Source organism: Streptomyces sp. DS1-CR2, from assembly GCF_055760475.1.
In genome coordinates, this window is record NZ_CM147085.1 from 6,745,860 (window position 1) to 6,766,345 (window position 20,486).

Consider the following 20,486-nt stretch of genomic DNA (forward strand, 5'->3'; position numbering starts at 1 on the left):
CGTTCTCCTTCACGGTCAGGTCGTGTGCGGGGTGAGGGTGGTGCCGGTCAGGCCCGGCGACGACAGCACGCCTTCCAGTGCGAAGGTCGCCGCGCCCAGACTCACGGGGTCGGTCGGTATCGGGGACAGGACGATTTCGGTGGCCGCGAACGGGCTGCCCAGGGCGTGCCGTGCGACGGCCTCGCGCACTTCGGTCAGCAGGGGCGTACCGAGCGCGGCCGCCACCCAGCTGCTGAGCACGATCACTTCGGGGTTGAGCAGGTTCACCAGGTCCGCGACGGCGGCGCCGAGATGGCGGGCGGTCTCCCGGACGACCCGCAGCGCCACCGGATCGCCGTCGGCGGCCGCGCGGCCGAGCGCGCCGATCGTCGCGGTCTGGTCGTCGTCGGTCAACAGGACGCTTTGCGGGGCGAGTTCACGCAGCGTCCGCATGATGGCGGGCGCGCCCACGTACGCCTCCACGCACCCGCTGTCGCCGCAGCGGCACGGCCGACCGTCCAGGACGAGCGTGGTGTGACCCCACTCGCCGGCGCTGTTCGTGACACCGCGGTGCAGGGAGCCACCGAGCGCGAGGCCCGCGCCGACGCCCGTACCGAGGTTGATCACCACGGCGTCGTCGCGGCCCCGCGCGGCGCCGAACCACAGCTCCGCGAGCGTGGCCGCCCGCAGCGGGTTGTCGAGGTGGACCGGGTAGGGGAAGCGTTCGGCGAGCAGCGCGGTCAGGGGCACGTCGCGCCAGCCCCAGTTCGCAGCGCGCACGGCGACACCGCGCTCGCGGTCGACCTGCCCCGGCATCGTGACGCCCACCCCGAGCACGCGGGGCGGGCGGCGCGGCCCCGCGGCGGCGACCACGGCCCCGACCGCCGCGGCGATCCGGCCGACGACCTGCTCCGGGGCGGACTCGCCGGGCCGCAGCGCCTCCTCTGCGCGCGCCACGACGCCCAGGGCGAGATCGAAGAGCTCCGCGTGCACGTACGTCTCGGCCACGTCGACGCCGATGAGGGCGCCGCCCGCCGCGTCCACCGCGACCAGGGAGCGCGGACGCCCGCCCGCGGACTCCTCGAAGCCGACCTCGACGAGCAGGCCGAGCGCGGTGAGCTCACCCACGAGCGTGGCGACCGTCGCCTGACTGAGCCCGGTCGCCGCCGCCAACTCGCCCCGGGATGCGGGGGACTTGGCGATGAGGTGGCGCAGCACCGCGTACCGGTTCGCGGTCCTGATGTCACGGGATGTGCGCTTCACCGAGTCCCCTCCATTCCTAGCCCCCTCCTTGACGCTACGGCCGCCCGCCCCTTTCGACAAGGGGTTTGAAAAGGGGTTGTCAGAAGTCCCCGCCCGTGAGGGGGCGATCACCACGGAGTACCGTCCGACCGCATGACCCAGACCGACATCGCGACAACGCTGTCGCGCACGCTCCCGCAGACCGACCGCACCCGCCACAGCAGGCTCCGCGAGCAGGCCAGCCTCGAACGCTCCGACCTCGAGGCGATCCTCGACGCGGGGTTCGTCTGCCACCTCGGCGTCCTCGTCGACGGCCGCCCCGTCGTCGTCCCCACGGTCTACGGCCGTGACGACACCCGGCTCTACCTGCACGGATCGGTGGCGAGCCGCAGCCTGGCCGCCGAACCCGACGCGCCGATATGCGTGACCGTCACCCACGTCGACGGCCTGGTCCTCGCCCGCTCCGTCTTCGAGCACGGCGTGAACTACCGCAGCGCGATGATCCACGGCGTACCGCACACGGTCACCGACCCCGACGAGAAACTCGCGGGCCTGCAACGCCTCACCGAGCACGCGACCCCGGGCCAGTGGACGTACGCCAGGCAGCCGAGCCGCAAGGAGCTGGCCGCCACCACCCTCCTGGTCCTGTCGCTCGACGAGGCCTCCGTCAAAATTCGTTCGGGCGCCCCCGACGACGGCGACGGGCCCGACGCGGCCCTCGGCCTGTGGGCCGGCACCCTGCCCCTGACCTCCCGCTGGGGCGCGCCCACCGCCGATCCGCTGCTGCCGACCGGCATCACCGCCCCGGCACACATCGTGGCGCGCGCGGGGACCCGGCAGGGCTGACCGGCAAGCGGGGGCATACCGTGAGTTCTCGAGCACTGGTTCTGGGAGCGAGGAGAACGGGATGCAGAGCCGCACGGCGCTGGTCGAGGACCTGATGGAGCGCTTCCCGCACGTGCCGCGGGAAGCGGTGTTCAAGGAGGACCTGCTGCGCGGCGGCGTGGCGTTCGACAAGTCCGCGCTCAGCGACAACGAGTCCGGTGACGTCAAGCCGAAGTCGTACTTCATCTTCTCCTTCGACCACGGCACGCTCCCCGAGCTCGGCGAGGCCGCGCTGCGCCGCCCGCCGGAGGAGATCATCCTCACCGGCGGCCCGTACGACCTGCGGCGCACGGTCGTCTCGGTCCGCGTGAACCCCTCGTCGCCCTACCGGGTCGCGGCCGACGAGGACGGGATGCTCGGGCTCTACCTCGACGGGAAGCGGATCTCGGACGTCGGCGTCCCGCCGATGCCGGAGTACTACCGGCACAAGCTCTCCAACGGGAAGTCGGTCATGGAGGTGGCCCCCACCATCCAGTGGGGCTACCTGATCTACCTGACGGTCTTCCGCGTCTGCCAGTACTTCGGCGCCAGGGAGGAGTGCCAGTACTGCGACATCAACCACAACTGGCGCCAGCACAAGGCGGCCGGCCGCCCGTACACCGGCGTCAAGGACGTCGACGAGGTCCTCGAAGCCCTCCAGATCATCGACCGCTACGACACCACGAAGGCGTCCACCGCCTACACGCTCACCGGCGGCGCGATCACCTCCAAGCTCCAGGGCCGCGACGAGGCCGACTTCTACGGCCTGTACGCCAAGGCCATCGAGGAGCACTTCCCCGGCCGCTGGATCGGCAAGGTCGTCGCCCAGGCGCTGCCCAAGGACGACGTGCAGCGCTTCAAGGACTACGGCGTGCAGATCTACCACCCCAACTACGAGGTGTGGGACCGCCGTCTGTTCGAGCTGTACTGCCCCGGCAAGGAGCGCTACGTCGGCCGCGACGAGTGGCACAAGCGCATCCTCGACTCGGCGGACGTCTTCGGTGCGCGCAATGTGATCCCGAACTTCGTGGCCGGCGTCGAGATGGCCGAGCCCTCCGGCTTCGCCACCGTCGACGAGGCCATCGCCTCCACCACCGAGGGCCTGCGCTTCTTCATGTCGCACGGCATCACGCCCCGCTTCACCACGTGGTGCCCCGAGCCGACGACCCCGCTCGGCAAGGCCAACCCGCAGGGCGCGCCGCTGGAGTACCACATCAGGCTCCTGGAGGCCTACCGCTCCACGATGGAGGAGTACGGCCTCTCCTCGCCCCCCGGCTACGGCCCCGCGGGCGCCGGCCGCGCCGTGTTCTCCGTCAGCTCGTTCATGGACAGCCTCGCGCCGGAGCCGGCCCCGGCCGGCTAGGGCCTTTCGTTCGGATCAGGCTGGATCCGGGCGCGGTGGCGGCCCGGCACCCGCCCGGTCCACCTGTGTTCAGGCCGCGCGCTCGCGCAGCACCGCGAGCGCGCGGTCGGCGTGGGCGCTCATCCGGAACTCGCTGCGGACCACTTCGAGGACGACGCGGTCCTGGCCGAGCACGAACGTGGCCCGCTTGGTCGGCGCGATCGAGAAGCCGCGCGCGACCCCGAACCGCTCGCGCACCTCGCCCTCCGCGTCCGAGAGCAGCGGGAAGCCGAGCGTGTGCTTCCCGGCGAACTCCGCCTGGCGCTCCACCGGATCGGAGCTGACGCCCACGGGCCGCGCGCCGACGGCCGCGAACTCGGCCGCGAGATCCCGGAAGTGACAGGCCTCGGCCGTGCACCCGGGTGTCATGGCCGCCGGGTAGAAGAACAGGACGACGGGACCCTCGCCCAGCAGCTCCGACAGCCGCGTCGGGGTGCCGCTCTCGTCCGGCAGGGTGAAGTCCTCGACGGTGTCGCCCACTTCGACGCGCTTGCTCATGATCCGGCCTCCTGGGCCCTGGCCACGCCGCGCGCCCACAGGACGAGCGGCACCTGAAGGGGAAGCCGCACGAGGGCCGCGGTCCTCAGCGGCGCGGGCTTGTCGCGCCAGTCGACCGCCATCTGCACATTGGCGGGGAAGACGCCAACGAAGAACGCGGCCGTGGCCCGTGCGGCCCTGCGGCGCGTCCACGGCAGCGCGATGCCGGCGGCGAGCGCGAGCTCGACGGCGCCGCTCGCGTACGTCCACGCGCGCGCGGAGCCCGGCAGCACGCGGGGCACCGTGGCGTCGAAGGAGTTCGGGGCGACGAAGTGCGTCACCCCGGCACCGGCGACCAGCCCCGCGAGCGCGAGTGCCTTGCGCGTCGACGGGGAACGGGGCTTGGAACAGGTCGTTGGCCCACAGCGGGAACCGGTGTCGGCGTCGGGTCCGGCAGGTGATCGGGGCACGGGGCCTCCAGGGAAGATCGGGAGCCTGACGCCCGCAACATTACTGGTCGGTAAGTATCCGCGGGAAGCGCTGGAGAGGGCGATTCCGATGCCACCGGCCCGCACCGCGGCCGTCGTCCGGGCGGCCCGCAGGAATTAATCCTTGGCGCGCGGGCCGTCCCCTCCCGTACGCTCGGCGACGCCCGCCACGCAGTGGTGTGCACACACACGAGAAGCCAGGAGGTGGACTTCGATGAATGCCGTCACGCAGGGCGCCGCCCGCGTCCAGAAGCCCGTTCATCCCACCTCCGTGGCCACCGGCTGACCAACCACTTCTCCCGCGCCTGTGAGCGCGCGCCGGGGCCACCCTTGTGAAGGGTCACCCCTTGAACTCCCCTTTCTCCACGGAGATTTCCCGGCATCCCCTCGCCGATTTCGGCTGGGACGATGACTGGGCCGCCGCGTTCGCCCCGTACGCCGCGCAGGGCTTCGTGCCCGGCCGCGTCGTCCGCGTCGACCGCGGTCAGTGCGACCTCGTCACCCCTGAAGGACCCGTGCGCGCCGACACGGAGTTCGTCACCCCGCACGACCCGCTGCGGGTCATCTGCACCGGCGACTGGGCGGTCGTCGACCCGGACGGCGGCGATCCGCGCTACGTCCGCACGTATCTGCCGCGCCGCACGTCCTTCGTGCGGTCGACCTCGTCGAAGCGGTCGGAGGGCCAGATCCTCGCGGCCAACGTCGACCACGCGGTGATCGCCGTGTCGCTCGCCGCGGAGCTGGACCTCGGCCGTATCGAGCGGTTCCTCGCCCTGGCGTGGGAGTCCGGCGCCCAGCCCGTCGTCGTCCTCACCAAGGCCGACCTCGTGCCGGACGCCGCGACCACCGCGCACCTCGTCTCCGACGTGGAGACGGCGGCGCCCGGTGTGGACGTCCTCGCGGTCAGCGCGGAGGAGGGCCACGGCATGGACGTGCTCGGCGCGCTCCTCGACGGGACGTCCGTGCTGCTCGGCCAGTCCGGAGCGGGCAAGTCGACGCTCGCCAACGCCCTGCTCGGCGCCGACGCCATGGACGTGCAGGCCGTACGCGACGTCGACGGCAAGGGCCGGCACACCACGACCACCCGTAACCTGCTGGTCCTGCCGACCGGCGGCGTCCTGATCGACACCCCCGGGCTGCGTGGCGTCGGGCTCTTCGACGCGGAGGCCGGCGTCGGGCAGGTCTTCTCGGAGATCGAGGCCCTGGCCGAGGGGTGCAGGTTCCACGACTGCGCCCACGACGCCGAGCCGGGATGCGCCGTGCTGGCCGCGCTCGACGACGGGACGCTGCCCCCGCGCCGCCTCGACAGCTACCGCAAGCTGCTGCGCGAGAACCAGCGGCTCGCCGCCCGCACCGACGCCCGCTTGCGGGACGAGATGCGGCGCGTCTGGAAGATGCGCGGCGCCCAGGGCCGCGCCGCGATGGAGGCGAAGCGCGGGCGCCTCGGCTGAGACGGCCTCCCGCGGCCCCCGCTGTCCCGTACGGGAAGACGCGAATTAACCAACAGCGTCTCCCGTACGGGAAGGGGGCCCAGTAGGAACGGAACAGAGAACCGGCGTAACTGTCAGAACTTTTGACAGGCACTGTTCCCCGCTCTCGTATAGCTGCCGCCACCCGACAAGTAGCCAAGCGTGACGCCCTGGACACGGGTCTCAGGAGTGGGCCCGGTGCCGGTAGCGTGCCGCCGACGACGTGATGCGAAGGGCGGGGCCGCGGTGGCGAAGCGGTGGGTCCGGTACGTGGTGCCGGTGATGGTCGAGGTCGACGTTGAGGAGGACAAGGTGACCCGGGTGGTCACCCTGCCCGAGGAGGTCCGCGAGGACCGCGACGACATGGGTCATTTCCTCATCTACGACGAGCGGTTCGTCCGCCGGGATGGTGACGAACAGCCCCAGGTGCACGCCTTCTGCGTGGCCGAACCCCGTTGGGCGGACGACCGGTTCCGTGTTGGCGGGCCGGCAAACTGGCCGGAGCGCTGGGAAGAGAGCTTCGGTCGCCTTGATGAGGATGACCGGTACGAGGAGATCAGTCCGTACGAACTGCGTGAGCGGTAGTCAGCCCTTGGCGCGAACCGTTCGAGGAGCCGTTCGCGCTGCTGAATGCTCAGGCCGCGCACGCGGCGGCTGGGGGTCTCGCCGGTATTCCTCCAGGATTGAACGCTAAGGAATGATCTTGGTCTCGGGGTCAGGCCGCATCGGTGTCGGTTGGGTCCGAGGAACGGAACAGAGAACCGGTGTAGCTGTCAAAGCTTCTGGCAGGCGGTGATCGGGGCTGTCAGGGTGTGCGGGTGACGCCCTTTGGGGTAGCGCCGAGGTAAGCCCAAAAGCCGCCAGTTCTTGATCTTGATGGGTCTTTTCAGCTCCCGGCGTGAGCCCCGAGAGCGCTGACGCGGTTCTCGTACTCGCGGCGGGCCTTGCGCTGGGCCGGGACCGCCGCAGTGCCGTCGAGAGGCTGGCAGCGGTCGAGGAGTCGGCGGTGGACCGCGGGTGCGGCAGTGACGCGCAAGGTGTAGCCCTGGCCGCGCCGTACGGTCACGCCCTGGTCGAGCGTGACGCGCTCGGCGGGTTCCAGTTCAGCGGCGCGGAGGAAGTCGGCGACCTTGCCCGGCATGTCGAGGACGACCGGTGTTTCAGGGGCCGGGGCGCCTGGGTCGGCGGCCGTGTAGTCGGGCAGGAGGTCGGCGACGGCGGTACGGATGGCGCCGCGGCTGACCTGCTGGTCGCGGGCGAGCGCGGCGATGGAGCGGCCTTCCAGGTACGCGGTACGTACGGCGTCGACCAGCTCGGCCTTGACGGCCGGGCGGCGCCCGCCCTTGTTGCCCTTGGCCTCGGCGGCCCGCAGCCCGTCGTACGTCAGCTCTCGCTGGAGGTCGCGCTGGAGTTCGCCGGCGGCGGCGAGGGTCTGCACCATGAACTTCACGGTGGACAGCAGTTCGCCGGTGCGCGGGTGGCGGGCGGTGAGGGCCATCGCGGAGAACGCGCCGTCGTGGATGCGCAGGGCGAGCCGGTCGCGGTGGAGGACGTCGAGCACGTCGAGGATGTGCTGGGTTCCGCGTACGAGGCGGAACATCTCGGAGATGTGCACGGTGTCGCCCGGCCGCGCGTAGGTGAGGAGCTCGCCGAACTTCGGGCGATCCAGGGGGTGGAGGCGGCTGGAGGTGCCCGGCTCCTCCTCGAAGACGACCGGGTCCTCGATCCCGGCCTCGTCGAGGACGAGGTTCTGGCGGTCGGTCGACTGCTGGTCGGTCGAGACCCGCTTGTAGACGAGATTGGCCACGCTGTTCCTCGCTTCTATCGCCACATCAGTCCTCGACTGTCATCTAACCCTGTCGTCAACGGTCATCGGATCTCATTGGATCTGAGTCACCGTCAGGCCCCGGAATTACCGGGTTCATTGGACGCCCGGGATGCCTGTCGTCATTCGATTGTTTGCCGACAGGCAGGTTCGCCCCGCGCTCTCGATGGCGCGTCACCGGATCAGGGTGCGGGGTGAGGGGTGAGGGGCCTCGAGTTTTCCGGACTGAGGTGCCCCGAAGTTTCCGGACAGGCGCCCCTCCCACAGCCGCTACGTGAGGGCGCCCGCCGCGTCGAGAAGGGTGCGCGCGGTGGTGACGGCGAGACCGTCGAGGCCGTGCGCCTGGACCACCGCCCCCGTGCTCGCGCCGTCGAAGACGACGGTCAACTGCCGCGCCAGCAGGTCCGGATCGGCGGCGCCCGCCTCCTCGGCCCGGTCGCGGAAGTACGCCGTGAGCCCGTCCTTGTGGCGGCGTGCGGCGCGGCTCGCCGGGTGGCCGGGCGACTTGAGCTCGACGGCCATCGCGACGAACGGGCAGCCACGGTAGCCGGCCCGCGCCGACCGCTCCTCCACGCGCCTGAAGACATGCAGGATGCGCTCGCGGGGCGAGCTCTGGTCGTCGGCCGCAGGGAGCAGGTCCGCGTGCTCGGCGGCGGCCGTGCGCTCCAGGCTCTCGGTGATCACCTCGTCCTTGGTGCCGAACAGCTGGTACATCGACCGTTTGGAGACTCCGGCCGCCCGGCACAGCGCCTCGACCCCGATGTGCACGCCGTCGCGGTAGAAGAGCTCCGCCGCGGCGTCCAGGAGGCGCTCCCGGGGGGAGAGGGCGGATCGGGCGGTGGCGGCAGGAGGTGGCGCGTCGGTCATACGCCCAGGTTACGTCGACGATTGGCATTTGGAAACCGATCGGTTTACAGTCGGTGCAGCACATCGGAAACCGATCGGTTTCCGATTCTCCTGGCTACCCCTCACGGAAGGTTCCCCTCATGACGGACATCAAGGGTTCGGTCGCACTGGTCACCGGCGGCAACCGCGGCATCGGCAAGGAGCTGGTGGAGCAGCTGTACGCCCGCGGCGCGAGCAAGGTCTACGCCACCGCCCGTGACCCGCACACGGTCACCCACCCCGACGCGGTCCCCCTCGCCCTCGAGGTGACCGACCCCGCCTCGGTAGCCGCCGCTGCCGAGCAGGCGCAGGACGTCACGCTCCTGGTCAACAACGCGGGCGCGATGGTCGGCGGAGCGTTCCTCGACACCTCCATCGACGACGTACGCCGCGACCTCGAGATCAACTTCTTCGGCCCGCTCCTGGTCAGCCGTGCCTTCGTGCCGATCATCGAGCGCAACGGCGGCGGCCACATCCTCAACGCCCACTCGGCCTTGTCGTGGTTCGGCATGGGCGGCGCCTACAGCTCCTCCAAGGCGGCGATGTGGCAGCAGTCCAACTCCCTGCGCCTCGAGCTCGCCCCGCGCGGCATCTCGGTCACCGGACTGCACATGGCCTACGTCGACACGGACATGACCGCCGGTGTCGAGGGGGTCGAGAAGGCCAGCCCGCGCGACGTCGCCGCACAGGCCCTCGACGGCGTCGAGTCGGGCGCGTGGGAGGTCCTCGCGGACGACATGACCCGCCAGGTCAAGGCGGGGCTGGCCGTGCCGCCCCAGGAGCTGTACGCGCCGTTCATGCAGCAGGGATAGCCGCAACCGGCGGACCCCGCCGGGACGGGGCGGACCAGCCCTGCAGCCGCCTTCCAGCGCATGCGGGTCCTGCTGGTGGAGCCCGCCTGGACCAGCACCGCCTTCGACGCGGCCAGCGTGCGCCCCGACCAGCCCCTGGAGGTGTACGCCAAGCAGCGCCACGTCTTCGAGGAGTACATGGCCAAGGCGGTCAAGGACGGCGACGCCCCCGCCGTCGTGGCCAGGGAGATCGTCGCGGCGGCGACCGGCGCGAAGCCGAAGCTGCGCTACACCGCCGGCGCCATGACCGGACGGGTGCGCACCATGCGCCGTCTGGTCCCCGCCCGCATGTTCGACCAGCAGCTGCGCAAGCAGAACCAGCTCCCCGCCTGACCACATCCCCCCGCACAACACCCACAACACGGCGACATGGAAGAGAAGTTCACTATGAGCACCTACCTGGCAGACACGGCCGAGAACCTCACCGTGGAAGGCCCCTCCGCAACGTTCACCTACCGGCGCATCGGTCCGCGCGGCGGCATCCCGCTGGTCCTGCTCAACCGAGTGAGGGGCACGCTGGACGCGTGGGACCCGCAGTTCCTGGAGCACCTCGCCGCCGGCCACGACGTGATCGTGTTCGACAACGTCGGCACCGGCTACACCACCGGCACCCCGCCCGACTCCGTCGCAGGGCTCGCCGCCGGCACCGCCGAGTTCATCGAGGCCCTCGGCCTGGACCGGGTCGACCTGCTCGGCTGGGCAATCGGCGGCACCGCCGCCCAGCACCTCACCCTCCACCGGCCCGACCTGGTGCGCAGGCTGGTCATGGCGGCCGCCAGCCCCGGCGGCACGGTGCCCGGCGCACCCGCCCCGGACCCGAAGGTCGGCGCCACCATGACCAAGCCCGAGGTCAGCGACGACGACCTGGTGTTCCTGTTCTTCCCCGAGACCGACACCGGCCGCACCGCCGGTCACGCCTACCTCGCCCGGGCCGCCACCCGCCTTGCCGCCGGACTCCCCGACGTGTCCCAGGCCGCCGCCATGGGCCAGATCGCCGCGATCCAGAAGGACGCGTCAATCCCCTTCGACCAGGTGCGCGCCGACCTGTCGACCATCGCGCAGCCCGTCCTGTACGCCACCGGCATGCAGGACGCCATGATCACGCCTCTGGCCGCCTACACGGCCGTCCAGTACCTGCCCAACGCCACCCTCGTCGCCTACAGCGACGCCGGCCACGCCTTCCTCTTCCAGCACGCCCGCGACTTCGCCGCCCAGGTGACCACCTTCCTCACCGACTGACCGCTTCCCCGATGCCGAAGCCCGGGAGGGCCCTCGCCGATATCGAGGTACCGGGCAGGCCGTCGCGCCCGGTCCGCGCACAACCGAAACCCGGGCCACTCGATCGGCCGCATAAACCAGCGGGCACGGGCTCTCATCTGCACATGACTTGTCCCATCGCGCCAAGAAATTCTCACTCCTGGAGGTCTCATAAGGAGGCGGGGCGGCGCAGGGCGCGTACGGCGTCGTCGAGATCCGGATGGCGCTCGGCACTCGCGCCGATCCGCCATACCGGGCCGTCCCCTTCGCGCTCGGCGTGGACCATGCCCAGAGCCTGGACTCCTGAGCCGGCGCCCCTGCGGGTGCCGTACGGCCCCGGCGCACTGCCCTTCCCCCCGTGGGGCAGCGCCGGGGCCGCTCTCTGCACGGACACGACGGGGTGGATCACCTGGCTGGCCCTGTCGCGCGTGCCGCCAAGCAACGCCGCAACTCTTGATCACACACTGCGGAAACCTCTCCCGGTTACTCCTCGCCGGCGCCCGGGTCGCGCAGTGCGCGCAGGGCGGCGCCCTCTCCGTGGCTGCGGACGATGGGGTAGCGGCCATGGAAGTTGATGTGTTCGTGGACCAGCGGGGACAGCCGGGAGCGGATCTCTTCGGAGATCGTCAGCCCGCCGCGCTCCAGTTCCTTGACCGCGGCGTCGACGTAGAGGGTGTTCCACCACACCACCGAGTTGAGTGCCATACCCAGTGCTCCGATCTGATCTTCCATCCCGTCCCGGTATCCGTGCCTGAGCTCGCCGAGGCGTCCGAAGAAGATCCGGCGGCCGAGGGCGTGGCGGCCCTCGCCGATGTTGAGCTGGACGCCGATCATCCTGCGGTATGCCTCGGAGTCGATGAACTGCAGCAGGTGCAGGGTCTTGAAGATGCGCCCGTAGTGCGCGAACGCGTCGCCGAGGCCGGTCATGCGGTCGCCGGAGGTCATCATCCGCAGCAGGTCGTACGCCCGCACCTTCCCGGTCTGCAGGGAGCCGGCCACGCGCAGCATGTCCTCCCAGTTGGCGGCGATCTTCTCGACCTGGATGCGCTGGCGGGAGACGGGCTGCAGGGGCCCGTAGTCCTTGCCCAGGTCGAAGCGCCACAGCCGGGCATCGGAGATGTCCGCGATCCGCGGGGAGAACTGGTAGCCGCAGATAGCGAACAGCCCGAACACCAAGTCGCTGTAGGAGCCGGTGTCGGTGATGACGACCTGGGGCCTCACCGGGCCGTCGAGGTTGAACATCGCGTCCAGGATGCCGAGGGAGTCTCGCAGCGTGCCAGGCATGACGATGCCGCCCAGCCCCATGACGCGGTCCGAGACGACGTTGAGCCAGGTCGCCCCGCGCCCGGTCGAGAAATACTTCCTGTTCGGGCGGGTGTGGATGGAGCCTACGGGCACCTGGAAGCGCATGCCGTCGGCGGAGGCGACATGGCCGCCGCCCCAGTCGGAGGCGATGCCGATGTCGCCCTGCCGCGCGACCAGAAGCCCGGAGGCGGCGCTGATGCCCGGCAGGTGGAAGTAGCCGGAGTCCGCGGCCGCCAGCCGGGAGCGCGACAGGGCCTTGTTGCCGGGCTTGATGACCGGCTCCAGGCCGATGTTCGTGGACTTCGAGACGAGCAGGCCGGTGAGGGTGATGTCGAGATCGTCGGGGCGGGCGACCTTGCCGCCGATGTGCTCGAAGCAGTCGAACATGCCCGTACGGGCATGGACTTCCAGCAGTAGCTCCGGATAGTCGATGCGGGGCAGCATCGCCTGCACCGCATCGCGCACCGGCGCGTATCCGGCCGGCTCGGGCTCCGCCTCCAGACGCTCCAGGCGGATCTTCCCGTCCACGATGTCCACCGCCGCATTGGTGGGGAGGTTGTCGGCGACGTGCCCGTACATCTCGTCCAGCAAAACCTCGAGCTCGCCCAGGTGCTCGCCCTCACTGCCGGACAGCTCCAGGGCGGTGAGCACCCTCGGCCGGTTCACCTGCCAGTCCGGCCCCGACAGCAGCCGGGCCCGGGGATCGCCCCAGGTGTCGGCTCCCTTCGCGTACACGTCCTTGCGCTTGAGCGCGGTGTGCAGCGCCTCCAGGACACAGAATGTCCACGCTCTCTTGTCGATGATCCCGTTCACCGCGAGCAGCGGATCACCGAGCACCAGGCGCCGCCAGGGGCCATCGAGCAGGCGGGTGCCGATGTGCTCGACGCCGGGCTTGCGCCGCGCCTGCACTTTCGGCAACTCCCGCAGAGCCTCGACGATGGGCGTACCCGCCTGGGTCGCGCCCCACGGGATGACCTCGGCCAGCAGGGACGTGAAGCGGCGGGCGGTGGAGTAGCGGTCGATCAGCTGCTTGCGCCACGCGGCGTCCGCGTCCTCGTTCCCGCTCTCGGGCAGGACCTCGGCCAACTCCACGATGGCCTTGACCAGTTCCTCCCGGGTGACGATCTGCTCGGTGATCTCCCACACCTCGGCGAACGTCACCGGCTCCGTCTCGGGCTCTTCGCCCTCGTCAGCGCCCCTCTCGCGCTCGACGGGGACGTCGAGGAACACCGCGACCGCGTCCCTGACCTTGCCCGCGGCCTTCCGCAGCCTGGGCAGTCCCTTCATCTTCTCCTTGAGGTCCTGGCGCTCCGCGCGGGCCAGCAGCTTCGTGGCCATCAGCACGTCGAACAGGGTGAGCGCGTCATCGACCGACGCCCGCTCCAGATGCCGCATCGTGGACAGCACTGTCGCCGTCCTGCGCGGCTCCGCCAGCCGGCGCAAAGTGGGCGCGTGCGCGCCCATCCCATAACGGGCCAGCTCCGCGAGCTTCACCGGCGGCAGCCGCCACAGGTCGACCTCGCCGGCCTTCACCTCACGGATGTCGCGGGTGCGTTCCAGGGCCTGCTTCTGGCCCTGCCCGGACACGTCGATGGGCCCCTTGCGCCACCGCTCCAACGCGGAGCGGAAAGCCCCTTCGGGCACGTCGAGGAGCTCCAGGAGCGAGCGCCGGAACTCCGGTGTCACGGGCGCATCCACCACCGAGTAGATCAGGGCCTGTTCGCCCTTGCGGACCTCCGCGACCAAGTAGCCCAGGGGCGTCAGGCCCGGCAGCAGGACCCGGTTGCGCAGCAGCCACGTCACCGCCCGGTCGAACAGGGCCCGCGGCCCGTCGTTCGACACCCACACCCGGCCGGCGATGTGCTCGCGCAGCTGCAGGTCCGCGTCGTCGAAGTCGCGGATCTTCAGCAGCTTGCGGATCTCGCGGGCGTGCTCATGCTGGGTCGGCAGCCGATCCGGATACAGCTTCAGACACGACGGATCGTCGATCCCGAGCTGCTCGGCGACGAACTCCGCCACCCCCGGCGGCACCTCGGCCGGCGCCGAGAGGAAGGTGCCGAGCATGCGCACCGTGCCCCACTGCACCGCCCAGCCAAGCCGGTTGTGAGGCCGTCGCTTGGACGCCGCCTGTTCCAGCGCCACCGCGTCCAGCCGGAAGAACTCCTCCAGTTCCTGGACCGACGGCTCCCCGGTGAACTTGGCGTACCGGGCTATCTGCTCTTCTGACAGGTACTCGACAGTCACATGTGGTGACGCTAGGCAACAAGCGCCCCACCAGTCCCCACAGTGACCGAACCGAGACCACCGCGCGAACCATGATCATTCCTTAGCGTTCAATCCTGGAGGAATACCGGCCGGACCCCGGCTGTCGGAGATCTCCATCTCGGTGAGGAGCTTCTGGGCCCGTACCTTGCCGATGTCGGGGAGCGACTCAAGCAGGGCGCGGACAGTCATCTTGCGGATGGCCTCGGAGTCGCTGGCCAGCACCTCGCGCAGCGACAGCTTGCCGTGCTTGAGGGCGTCCTTCACCTCGGCCCGCTCCTTGCGTGCGGCGGCGGCCTTGTCGAGTGCGGCCCGGCGCTGTTTACACGGTCTCTTCGGCGATAGGGACGCGCTCCGGGCGGGGCTGGGGGATGTCGCCGGCGGCCTGGGGGGCGGCGAAGTCGGTGTGCGCGGCCTCGATGGCTTCGGGGTACGCCTCGCGCTTGGAGTGCTCGGCCAGCGCCCGGTAGATGCTCGCCACGGAGGGGTTCTGTCCCTTGCGCCTGCCGGTGGGGATGATCAGGTCGGGCTGGATCTGCTCGACGGACTCGCCGTTCGCCCGGCGCCGGAGCACGGTGTGGAGCATGTCGTCGGTGATGACGGGCGGCCTGCCGCCGTGCTTGCCCTTGCGGGCCGCGGTGTCGAGCCCTTCCAGCGTGGACTCGCGGATGTTCTCCCGCTCGGTCTCTGCTATCGCGGCGAAGAACGCGAACAGCAGCTTGCCGGGGCCGGTGGGGTCGTAGATGCCGGGCAGGGGCCCGGCGAGCATCTCCAGGACCAGGCCGTGAGCGGTGAGGTGGTCGGCGAGCGCGGTGAGCTCGGCGGCGTCGCGGCCGAGTCGCTTCATCTCGTACACGGTGAAGATGACCCGGCAGTGCGGGGCGTGCGCCTTGACCTCCCGCGCCGTCCTCAGCGCCTCCTCGAACTTCGGGCGGACTCGCACCCGGGTGCTGATCTTCTCGCTGAAGATCTTGTCGCGGGGGATGCCGTGCTTGCTGAGCGCGTCGAGCTGGGAGTCGAGTTCCTGTCCGAGGGCCGAGCAGCGCGCGTAGCCGATGCGGATGTCCGCGCTCGGCAGGTCCGGATCGATCGGCGCCGGCGGCGGGGTGCCCGGCCGCCACGGCCGGCCCGGCCCGCGGTCGGCCGGGGTCGGCACTCGCAGTGCCTTCTTCAGCCGGGGCACCTTGGTGAAGCGGCGGGTGTGGTAGGCGGAGGCGACCGCGCCGCCGCGCGAGCGGCAGGGCGAGCCGGGCTGGGCGTCACACTTCGGACAGGCGTGCTGTTCGACGTCGTCGGCGTCCGACCGGTCGGTTGGGGAGGGCTGCTGAGGGTCCGTCATGGGCCCGGATTTTCGCACAATGCAAGTCTCAGAAGGGGGTCCGTCCCGCTTTTGAGTGAGAACGGGTTTTGCGAGCGAATCCGGGTGCGGCGGCAATCCGGCGGCTCGTGATTGATCTTGCTCGCGCAAAGGAACGTTTGTGAGAGTAACCCCGCGTGCAACTCCGGCCCTTGCTCGTGCGCGCGGAAGATCACCAGCGGGTACGAGTACGGTCTGGGCCATCCGTTCGAGCTTCGCAAGCAACAGCTTGCAGTCGGCGAGGGCGTCGTGCGGTCCACCGAGCGGCTGGTTGCGATAGGCCCCCGCTTGACGGACCTCAGTCCGCGCCACACCGCGTAGGGCACCATCGCGTCCTCCCACCGGCACCCGGCCAGCCACTCGTTCGCCGCCGCGGCGTCGCCGCGGTCGAAGTCCATCTTGTAGGCGACCAGGGGTCGAGCTGGGCAGGGCTCGCCCGTTCTGCTCCGGCGTGCGCCGATGGAAATTTCACCACCCATACGAAATGCATTTCTGCACCTGATTCCATCTTTCAGGCGTTGTCATATTCGTTGACGGTATTTCAGCGACGCGGGACCGTTATTGAGGTCTTCAAGGTGGCCTGTGTGTCACCGCTGTGATCGTCGAAGTGAGCGTGGCGAGTCGGTCGTCACCATGACCGTGGCGTCTTTTCTCAGGCCATTGCTTGGCGAGCGGTTACAGGAGCGGAGGAGGAGAGATGTCGAAGAAGAGACGAGCCGGGAGAGCCCGGAGAGGGCGCGGATACGTGATCGCCGTGTTGGCGGCGGTGACGGCGCTGTTCACGGCTCAGGGCACCGCATGGGCGGGCACCCCGACCTTCGCAACCCATGTCGACTATGCGGCAGGGGGTGCCGCTCAGGCGGTGCGGGTGGCCGACTTCAACAAGGACGGTCATCTCGACCAGGCCGTGGCCAACTCGTACGACAACACGGTGTCGGTGTTGCTGGGCAACGGGGACGGCACCTTCAACACCAAGACCGACTACGGCACGGGGGACTACCCGGCCGGCGTCGCCGTCGGTGACTTCAACGAGGACGGCAATCCCGACCTGGCGGTCGACAACTACGTCGGCGACACCGTGTCGGTGCTGCTGGGCAACGGCGACGGCACCTTCAACACCAAGGTGGACTACGCGACCGGCTCGGCCCCCTACAAGGTGGAGGTCGGTGACTTCAACAAGGACGGCCACGTCGATCTGGCGTCCTCCAACACGAACGACAACACGGTGTCGGTGCTGCTGGGCAACGGAGACGGCACCTTCAACACCAAGGTCGACTACGGCACGGGAGCGTATCCGTTCTCGGTCGTGGCGAAGGACGTGAACAAGGACACCAACCTCGATCTGGTCGTCTCCAACGTCAGTGACAACACGGTGTCGGTGCTGCTGGGCAACGGCGACGGCACGTTCAACACCAAGACCGACTTCGGCACCGGGGGCTCACCCACCCGGGTCCAGGTGGCGGACTTCAACGAGGACGGCAACCTCGACATCGCGGTCCCCAATCTGAGCGACGCCACGGTCTCGGTGCTGCTGGGCAACGGCGACGGCACCTTCAACACCAACACCGACTACGCGGTGGGCAACGCCCCGGTCCCGCTGGACGTGGCCGACTTCGACGGTGACGGCCATCTCGATCTCGTGGCGGGCAACGCGGGCCCCGATAACACGGTGTCGGTGTTGCCGGGCATCGGGGACGGCACCTTTGCCTCCAAGACCGACTTCGCTGTCGGTGACGGGCCGTTCGGTATCGCGGTGGGGGACTTCAACGAGGACTCCCGCCCTGATGTGACGGTGGCCAACTACACCTCCGGCGATGTGTCGGTCCTGCTCAACACCACATCCCCGTAGAACCCCAAGTCGCCCGGCGGCCGCCGCTAGGCGACCGCTAGGCGACGGAGTGGGTCACTGTTCCGGTGTAGGTGCCCGACACCGCGCTGGCGGGCACCGACATGATCAGCGTCGGCCGCCAGATGCACGAGGTGTTGGGCGAACTGACCGCGATGTAGGAGAACGCGGTGCGGGCGGTGTCCAAAGTCACCTTGTTGGCGGCCGTGGCCTGACCCGGAGTGAAGGTTCCGGGCCCCGACTTCGACACGGCGGGCCCCGACCAGTACGACAGGTTCCCCCGCGCAATAGTCTGGCCGGGGGAACCGCCTCCGGTGGTGAAGTTCGTCGCCGACACCGTCGCCGTCCACCGCATCGCCGATGTGCTCGTGACCTGCACCTGCCCCATCTGCACGGTCAGCGTGTTGCCGGGCGTGGCCGACCCCAGGCTGGCCGAGGCCGGGGCCGTGATCGAGGCGGAGGACAGCGCTTCGGGAATGAGGAACACCGCTGCGGCCGTCATGGCATCCGCCGGAGGCGCTTGTCCCGGAGGCAAAGCCAGGAAGTTCGCACACAATGCTCCTCCGACCCCGATCCGCAAGGTGATTCGGGCCCATGAGGGGGCTCGCGATCCCACCCATTCTCCTTCTGGTCATCCGGCATGTGGTTCTCCCGCATTCTGGGTGAGCTGTGAAGGTGTCTGCGCGCCCTTTGCGGGTGAATCCAACGGGTTCACCCCTGAGTGTCAGTGGGGGAAACTCATGTCTGGTTTCTGGCGGCGCGTCGGCGCCGGTACCGCAGGAACATCACCGTGGCACCGGTGACGGTCAGCAGAATTCCTCCCGCGGCATACCAGACCCTGCGGTTGGAGGCGATCTCGATCAAAGCGACCGACATGCCTCCCGGCTTGGGGAAGGTCAGGCGGGCGGCAAGGTCGTGTTGCACCATGCCGCTTTCCAGGTGCAGGTGCGCGGTCCAGGGTCCGTCGGGCAGGCTCTTGATCAGGCCGTCCACTCTGACCGTTCCCCTGCCGCCCGGGGGCAGGGTGACGCCCTCGGTCAACAGATGCGTTCCCGCGTCCAGCCCGCCGGGGCCGTCCGAGAGTCTCACCTTCCCTCTGAGATCCAGTGCCCGCTTTCCCGTGTTGTGCACGTGGGCGACGATGCTCGGCGACCCGTGCTTGTCGCGGAGGGCGACGATCTTGGTGATGCGGAAGTCGGCGTACTCACGGCTGTCGCTGATGTCCAGGTACACTCGCGTCCCCACCCGCATGATGGAGCCGATGTTGTGCTTGGCGTCCGGTGGCGTTCCGCTCTCCGCCCACACCACGGCGTAGCGTTCTCCCGGCGTCGCCGTGTCCGGCACTTTGATGGTGACCTTGGCCTCGGTCTTCTCCCACGGCCCCAGCCTGAGGACGGCGGGCCGGACGCTGGTCCACCGGGACAGTTCGTTGGGGGTGCGGCCCTCGGCGAACGCGAACTTGTTGTCCGCGATCCTGGCCGCGGCCGGGTACAGCTGCACCTCGCGACGGCTGCCCGTCTTGTTGGCGACCTCGAACCGCCGGTGAATGACGGTTCCCGGCTTGAGATGGTCGACGATGTACTTCAGTGCCCGCGGGTCCTCACGCCGCACGACCGGGGCTTCGAGCAGACGGAAGCTGATGAATCCGGTGTCGTACGAAGAGTCCGCCACGGCGCTCGGCACCCCTGTGGTGGACCACGCCAGGAAAGCCAGGGAAGCGGCCAGGACCCGAACAGACAAGACATTCCCTTTTGCGTACGGAGCGGGATTCAGGCCACGGAGTGCGTGATGGTGCCGGTGTAGGTCCCGGAGACGTTCGAGATCGGCACGGTCACGGTGACCGTGGGATTCCAGCTGACGGAGTTGGTGCCGTCGCCGCTGGTCCGGGAGAACGCGGTGCGGGGGCTCGCCAGGGTGCCCGCGGTCCCGGCGGTGTGCGGGGGGTTGGTCTCGGCGGTCGCCGTGCCGGGGCTGTACGTCACGTTGCTGCCTGTGATCGTCTCTGAGGCGGTAGCGCCACCCGTCGTGAAAACGGGACTCAAGCTCACGGTGGCGGTCCACGTGGTGCCCAGCTGGGAACGCTGGTCGTTCACGGTCACCGTGCCGAGCTGGCCTGAGGCCGTGCCTCCGGGAGCAGTGGAGGAAAGAGACGCGGTTGCGGGCGCGGTGATGCTCAGGCCCGTGGTCGCGGTCACCGTGAAGGTGGTCACCGTATCGGCGGACGTTGCGGCCGCTGCAGAGGTAGTCGTGGCCGCGAAGGCGCCGATCACCGACACCGGGATCACCACAGCGTTGCGGATCCTCATTCCCACTCCTCCAGTACATGATCATGCCCACGCACATGTATATGCGCTCGGAGGCCAGGCGCTGAGAGACGGCAGGCACCCGTCACGCCCAGGGAGTAACCTCCAGGGGCCGGATGGCCTACCGCGCACCTGTTCCGATACTTCCTCTGCGCCGTCGTCGTCCTCGTCGAGGTCGACCAGCGCAACACCCGGCCGTGATCCGTCACGTCGCCGGCGGCTGCGGCCTGACTCCCGTGGGGCATCGGACGGTCGCCGTCACCGTCTTGCCCGCCGCATGGACCTTCACCTGCACATCCGCCGAGAGCTCCTGCACCAGATGCCAGCCGAACCCGCCCGGCGTCCGGGGATCCAGCGGTCGGGGCCGCGGCGGGAGGGTACTGGCGTCGTCCACCGCCACCGTCAGCGTCCCGGGCCTGACCTCCAGCCGGAATCCGGTTACTCCGCCGGCATGCTGCACCGCGTTGGCGAACAGTTCGGTGACCACCAGCAGCACCGCCTCCTCCCCGCTGCCACTCGTCGGCGCGGCCACCAACAGGAACCCGCGGGCGATGTCCCTGGCCTGCTCTGCCGTCCGCACCAGCCCGTCGTCCAGGGCGTCAGGGTCACGGTCCCTCTGGGGCGAGCACGCCATCGCGGCCTCCGGCAGTCGGCTGGCAGACCCTCACCGGCTA

At 69.8% G+C, this 20,486-nt stretch carries 20 protein-coding genes and 1 pseudogene; 8 read left to right on the forward strand and 13 right to left on the reverse strand.

The window, feature by feature from the left end:
- Window positions 1–15 precede the first annotated feature (15 nt).
- Entirely contained in the window at window positions 16–1,242 is a 1,227-nt protein-coding gene (locus tag ACY0PA_RS31840) for an ROK family transcriptional regulator (protein ID WP_473080934.1), read from the reverse strand.
- 132 nt (window positions 1,243–1,374) lie between these two features.
- Between ACY0PA_RS31840 and ACY0PA_RS31845 the strand changes: the two genes are divergently transcribed.
- Together ACY0PA_RS31845 and ACY0PA_RS31850 are read left to right on the forward strand one after the other, a co-directional pair.
- Window positions 1,375–2,067: a pyridoxamine 5'-phosphate oxidase family protein gene (locus ACY0PA_RS31845; RefSeq protein WP_473080935.1), complete on the forward strand. Its 693-nt coding sequence runs from the start codon at window positions 1,375–1,377 to the stop codon at window positions 2,065–2,067.
- A 61-nt stretch (window positions 2,068–2,128) separates the two neighbouring features.
- Complete coding sequence (locus ACY0PA_RS31850) at window positions 2,129–3,448, forward strand: radical SAM protein (RefSeq protein ID WP_473080936.1); 1,320 nt, start codon at window positions 2,129–2,131, stop codon at window positions 3,446–3,448.
- Window positions 3,449–3,517: 69 nt separating this feature from the next.
- On the opposite strand, the gene ACY0PA_RS31855 is transcribed toward ACY0PA_RS31850, so the two are convergent.
- Together ACY0PA_RS31855 and ACY0PA_RS31860 are read right to left on the reverse strand one after the other, a co-directional pair.
- Window positions 3,518–3,985 (reverse strand): peroxiredoxin, encoded by a 468-nt coding sequence (locus tag ACY0PA_RS31855; protein ID WP_473080937.1) that lies wholly within the window; start codon window positions 3,983–3,985, stop codon window positions 3,518–3,520.
- Entirely contained in the window at window positions 3,982–4,323 is a 342-nt protein-coding gene (locus tag ACY0PA_RS31860; RefSeq protein WP_473086490.1) for a DoxX family protein, read from the reverse strand. Before ACY0PA_RS31860 ends, ACY0PA_RS31855 begins: the two co-directional genes overlap by 4 nt.
- Before the next feature lie 476 nt (window positions 4,324–4,799).
- Between ACY0PA_RS31860 and rsgA the strand changes: the two genes are divergently transcribed.
- Entirely contained in the window at window positions 4,800–5,903 is a 1,104-nt protein-coding gene (gene rsgA, locus ACY0PA_RS31865) for a ribosome small subunit-dependent GTPase A (RefSeq protein ID WP_473080938.1), read from the forward strand.
- Between the two features lie 300 nt (window positions 5,904–6,203).
- Entirely contained in the window at window positions 6,204–6,506 is a 303-nt protein-coding gene (locus ACY0PA_RS31870; protein WP_473080939.1) for a hypothetical protein, read from the forward strand.
- A gap of 301 nt (window positions 6,507–6,807) precedes the next feature.
- On the opposite strand, the gene ACY0PA_RS31875 is transcribed toward ACY0PA_RS31870, so the two are convergent.
- Together ACY0PA_RS31875 and ACY0PA_RS31880 are read right to left on the reverse strand one after the other, a co-directional pair.
- Window positions 6,808–7,728: a recombinase family protein gene (locus tag ACY0PA_RS31875; protein ID WP_473080940.1), complete on the reverse strand. Its 921-nt coding sequence runs from the start codon at window positions 7,726–7,728 to the stop codon at window positions 6,808–6,810.
- Window positions 7,729–8,016: 288 nt separating this feature from the next.
- Window positions 8,017–8,613: a TetR/AcrR family transcriptional regulator gene (locus ACY0PA_RS31880; RefSeq protein ID WP_473080941.1), complete on the reverse strand. Its 597-nt coding sequence runs from the start codon at window positions 8,611–8,613 to the stop codon at window positions 8,017–8,019.
- Window positions 8,614–8,732: 119 nt separating this feature from the next.
- Here ACY0PA_RS31880 and ACY0PA_RS31885 point away from each other — a divergent pair, with 119 nt between their 5' ends.
- Genes ACY0PA_RS31885 through ACY0PA_RS31895 form a run of 3 tightly spaced genes read left to right on the forward strand, consistent with a single transcriptional unit; the run spans window position 8,733 to window position 10,721 of the window.
- Window positions 8,733–9,443, forward strand: a complete 711-nt coding sequence (locus ACY0PA_RS31885) for an SDR family oxidoreductase (protein ID WP_473080942.1) — start codon at window positions 8,733–8,735, stop codon at window positions 9,441–9,443.
- 60 nt (window positions 9,444–9,503) lie between these two features.
- On the forward strand, window positions 9,504–9,815 hold the full coding sequence (locus tag ACY0PA_RS31890; RefSeq protein ID WP_473080943.1) for a Rossmann-fold NAD(P)-binding domain-containing protein: 312 nt from the start codon (window positions 9,504–9,506) through the stop codon (window positions 9,813–9,815).
- A gap of 54 nt (window positions 9,816–9,869) precedes the next feature.
- Window positions 9,870–10,721, forward strand: a complete 852-nt coding sequence (locus ACY0PA_RS31895; RefSeq protein WP_473080944.1) for an alpha/beta fold hydrolase — start codon at window positions 9,870–9,872, stop codon at window positions 10,719–10,721.
- 187 nt (window positions 10,722–10,908) lie between these two features.
- Here ACY0PA_RS31895 and ACY0PA_RS31900 read toward each other — a convergent pair whose 3' ends face one another.
- From ACY0PA_RS31900 to ACY0PA_RS31915, 4 genes and pseudogenes are all read right to left on the reverse strand, one after another.
- Window positions 10,909–11,133, reverse strand: a complete 225-nt coding sequence (locus ACY0PA_RS31900; RefSeq protein ID WP_473080945.1) for a hypothetical protein — start codon at window positions 11,131–11,133, stop codon at window positions 10,909–10,911.
- A gap of 89 nt (window positions 11,134–11,222) precedes the next feature.
- Window positions 11,223–14,288, reverse strand: a complete 3,066-nt coding sequence (locus ACY0PA_RS31905) for a Tn3 family transposase (protein ID WP_473080946.1) — start codon at window positions 14,286–14,288, stop codon at window positions 11,223–11,225.
- A gap of 75 nt (window positions 14,289–14,363) precedes the next feature.
- Window positions 14,364–14,654: pseudogene (gene mihF / locus ACY0PA_RS31910) on the reverse strand (integration host factor, actinobacterial type); the annotation flags it as partial.
- Complete coding sequence (locus ACY0PA_RS31915) at window positions 14,629–15,645, reverse strand: recombinase family protein (RefSeq protein ID WP_473080947.1); 1,017 nt, start codon at window positions 15,643–15,645, stop codon at window positions 14,629–14,631. The gene ACY0PA_RS31915 and the pseudogene mihF, both read right to left, overlap by 26 nt.
- Window positions 15,646–16,408: 763 nt before the next feature.
- Here ACY0PA_RS31915 and ACY0PA_RS31920 point away from each other — a divergent pair.
- Complete coding sequence (locus tag ACY0PA_RS31920; RefSeq protein ID WP_473080948.1) at window positions 16,409–17,512, forward strand: FG-GAP repeat domain-containing protein; 1,104 nt, start codon at window positions 16,409–16,411, stop codon at window positions 17,510–17,512.
- 37 nt (window positions 17,513–17,549) lie between these two features.
- Here the strand turns inward: ACY0PA_RS31920 and ACY0PA_RS31925 are convergent, their stop codons facing one another.
- The 4 genes from ACY0PA_RS31925 to ACY0PA_RS31940 form a co-directional block, all read right to left on the reverse strand.
- The gene (locus tag ACY0PA_RS31925; RefSeq protein ID WP_473080949.1) at window positions 17,550–18,011 is read right to left on the reverse strand and encodes a hypothetical protein; all 462 of its coding nucleotides are present in this window, start codon (window positions 18,009–18,011) and stop codon (window positions 17,550–17,552) included.
- Window positions 18,012–18,247: 236 nt separating this feature from the next.
- Window positions 18,248–19,180, reverse strand: coding sequence for a peptidase (locus ACY0PA_RS31930; RefSeq protein ID WP_473080950.1), 933 nt, complete (start codon window positions 19,178–19,180; stop codon window positions 18,248–18,250).
- Between the two features lie 98 nt (window positions 19,181–19,278).
- Entirely contained in the window at window positions 19,279–19,815 is a 537-nt protein-coding gene (locus ACY0PA_RS31935) for a hypothetical protein (RefSeq protein WP_473080951.1), read from the reverse strand.
- Window positions 19,816–20,017: 202 nt separating this feature from the next.
- Window positions 20,018–20,446, reverse strand: coding sequence for an ATP-binding protein (locus tag ACY0PA_RS31940; RefSeq protein WP_473080952.1), 429 nt, complete (start codon window positions 20,444–20,446; stop codon window positions 20,018–20,020).
- Window positions 20,447–20,486: the final 40 nt, after the last annotated feature.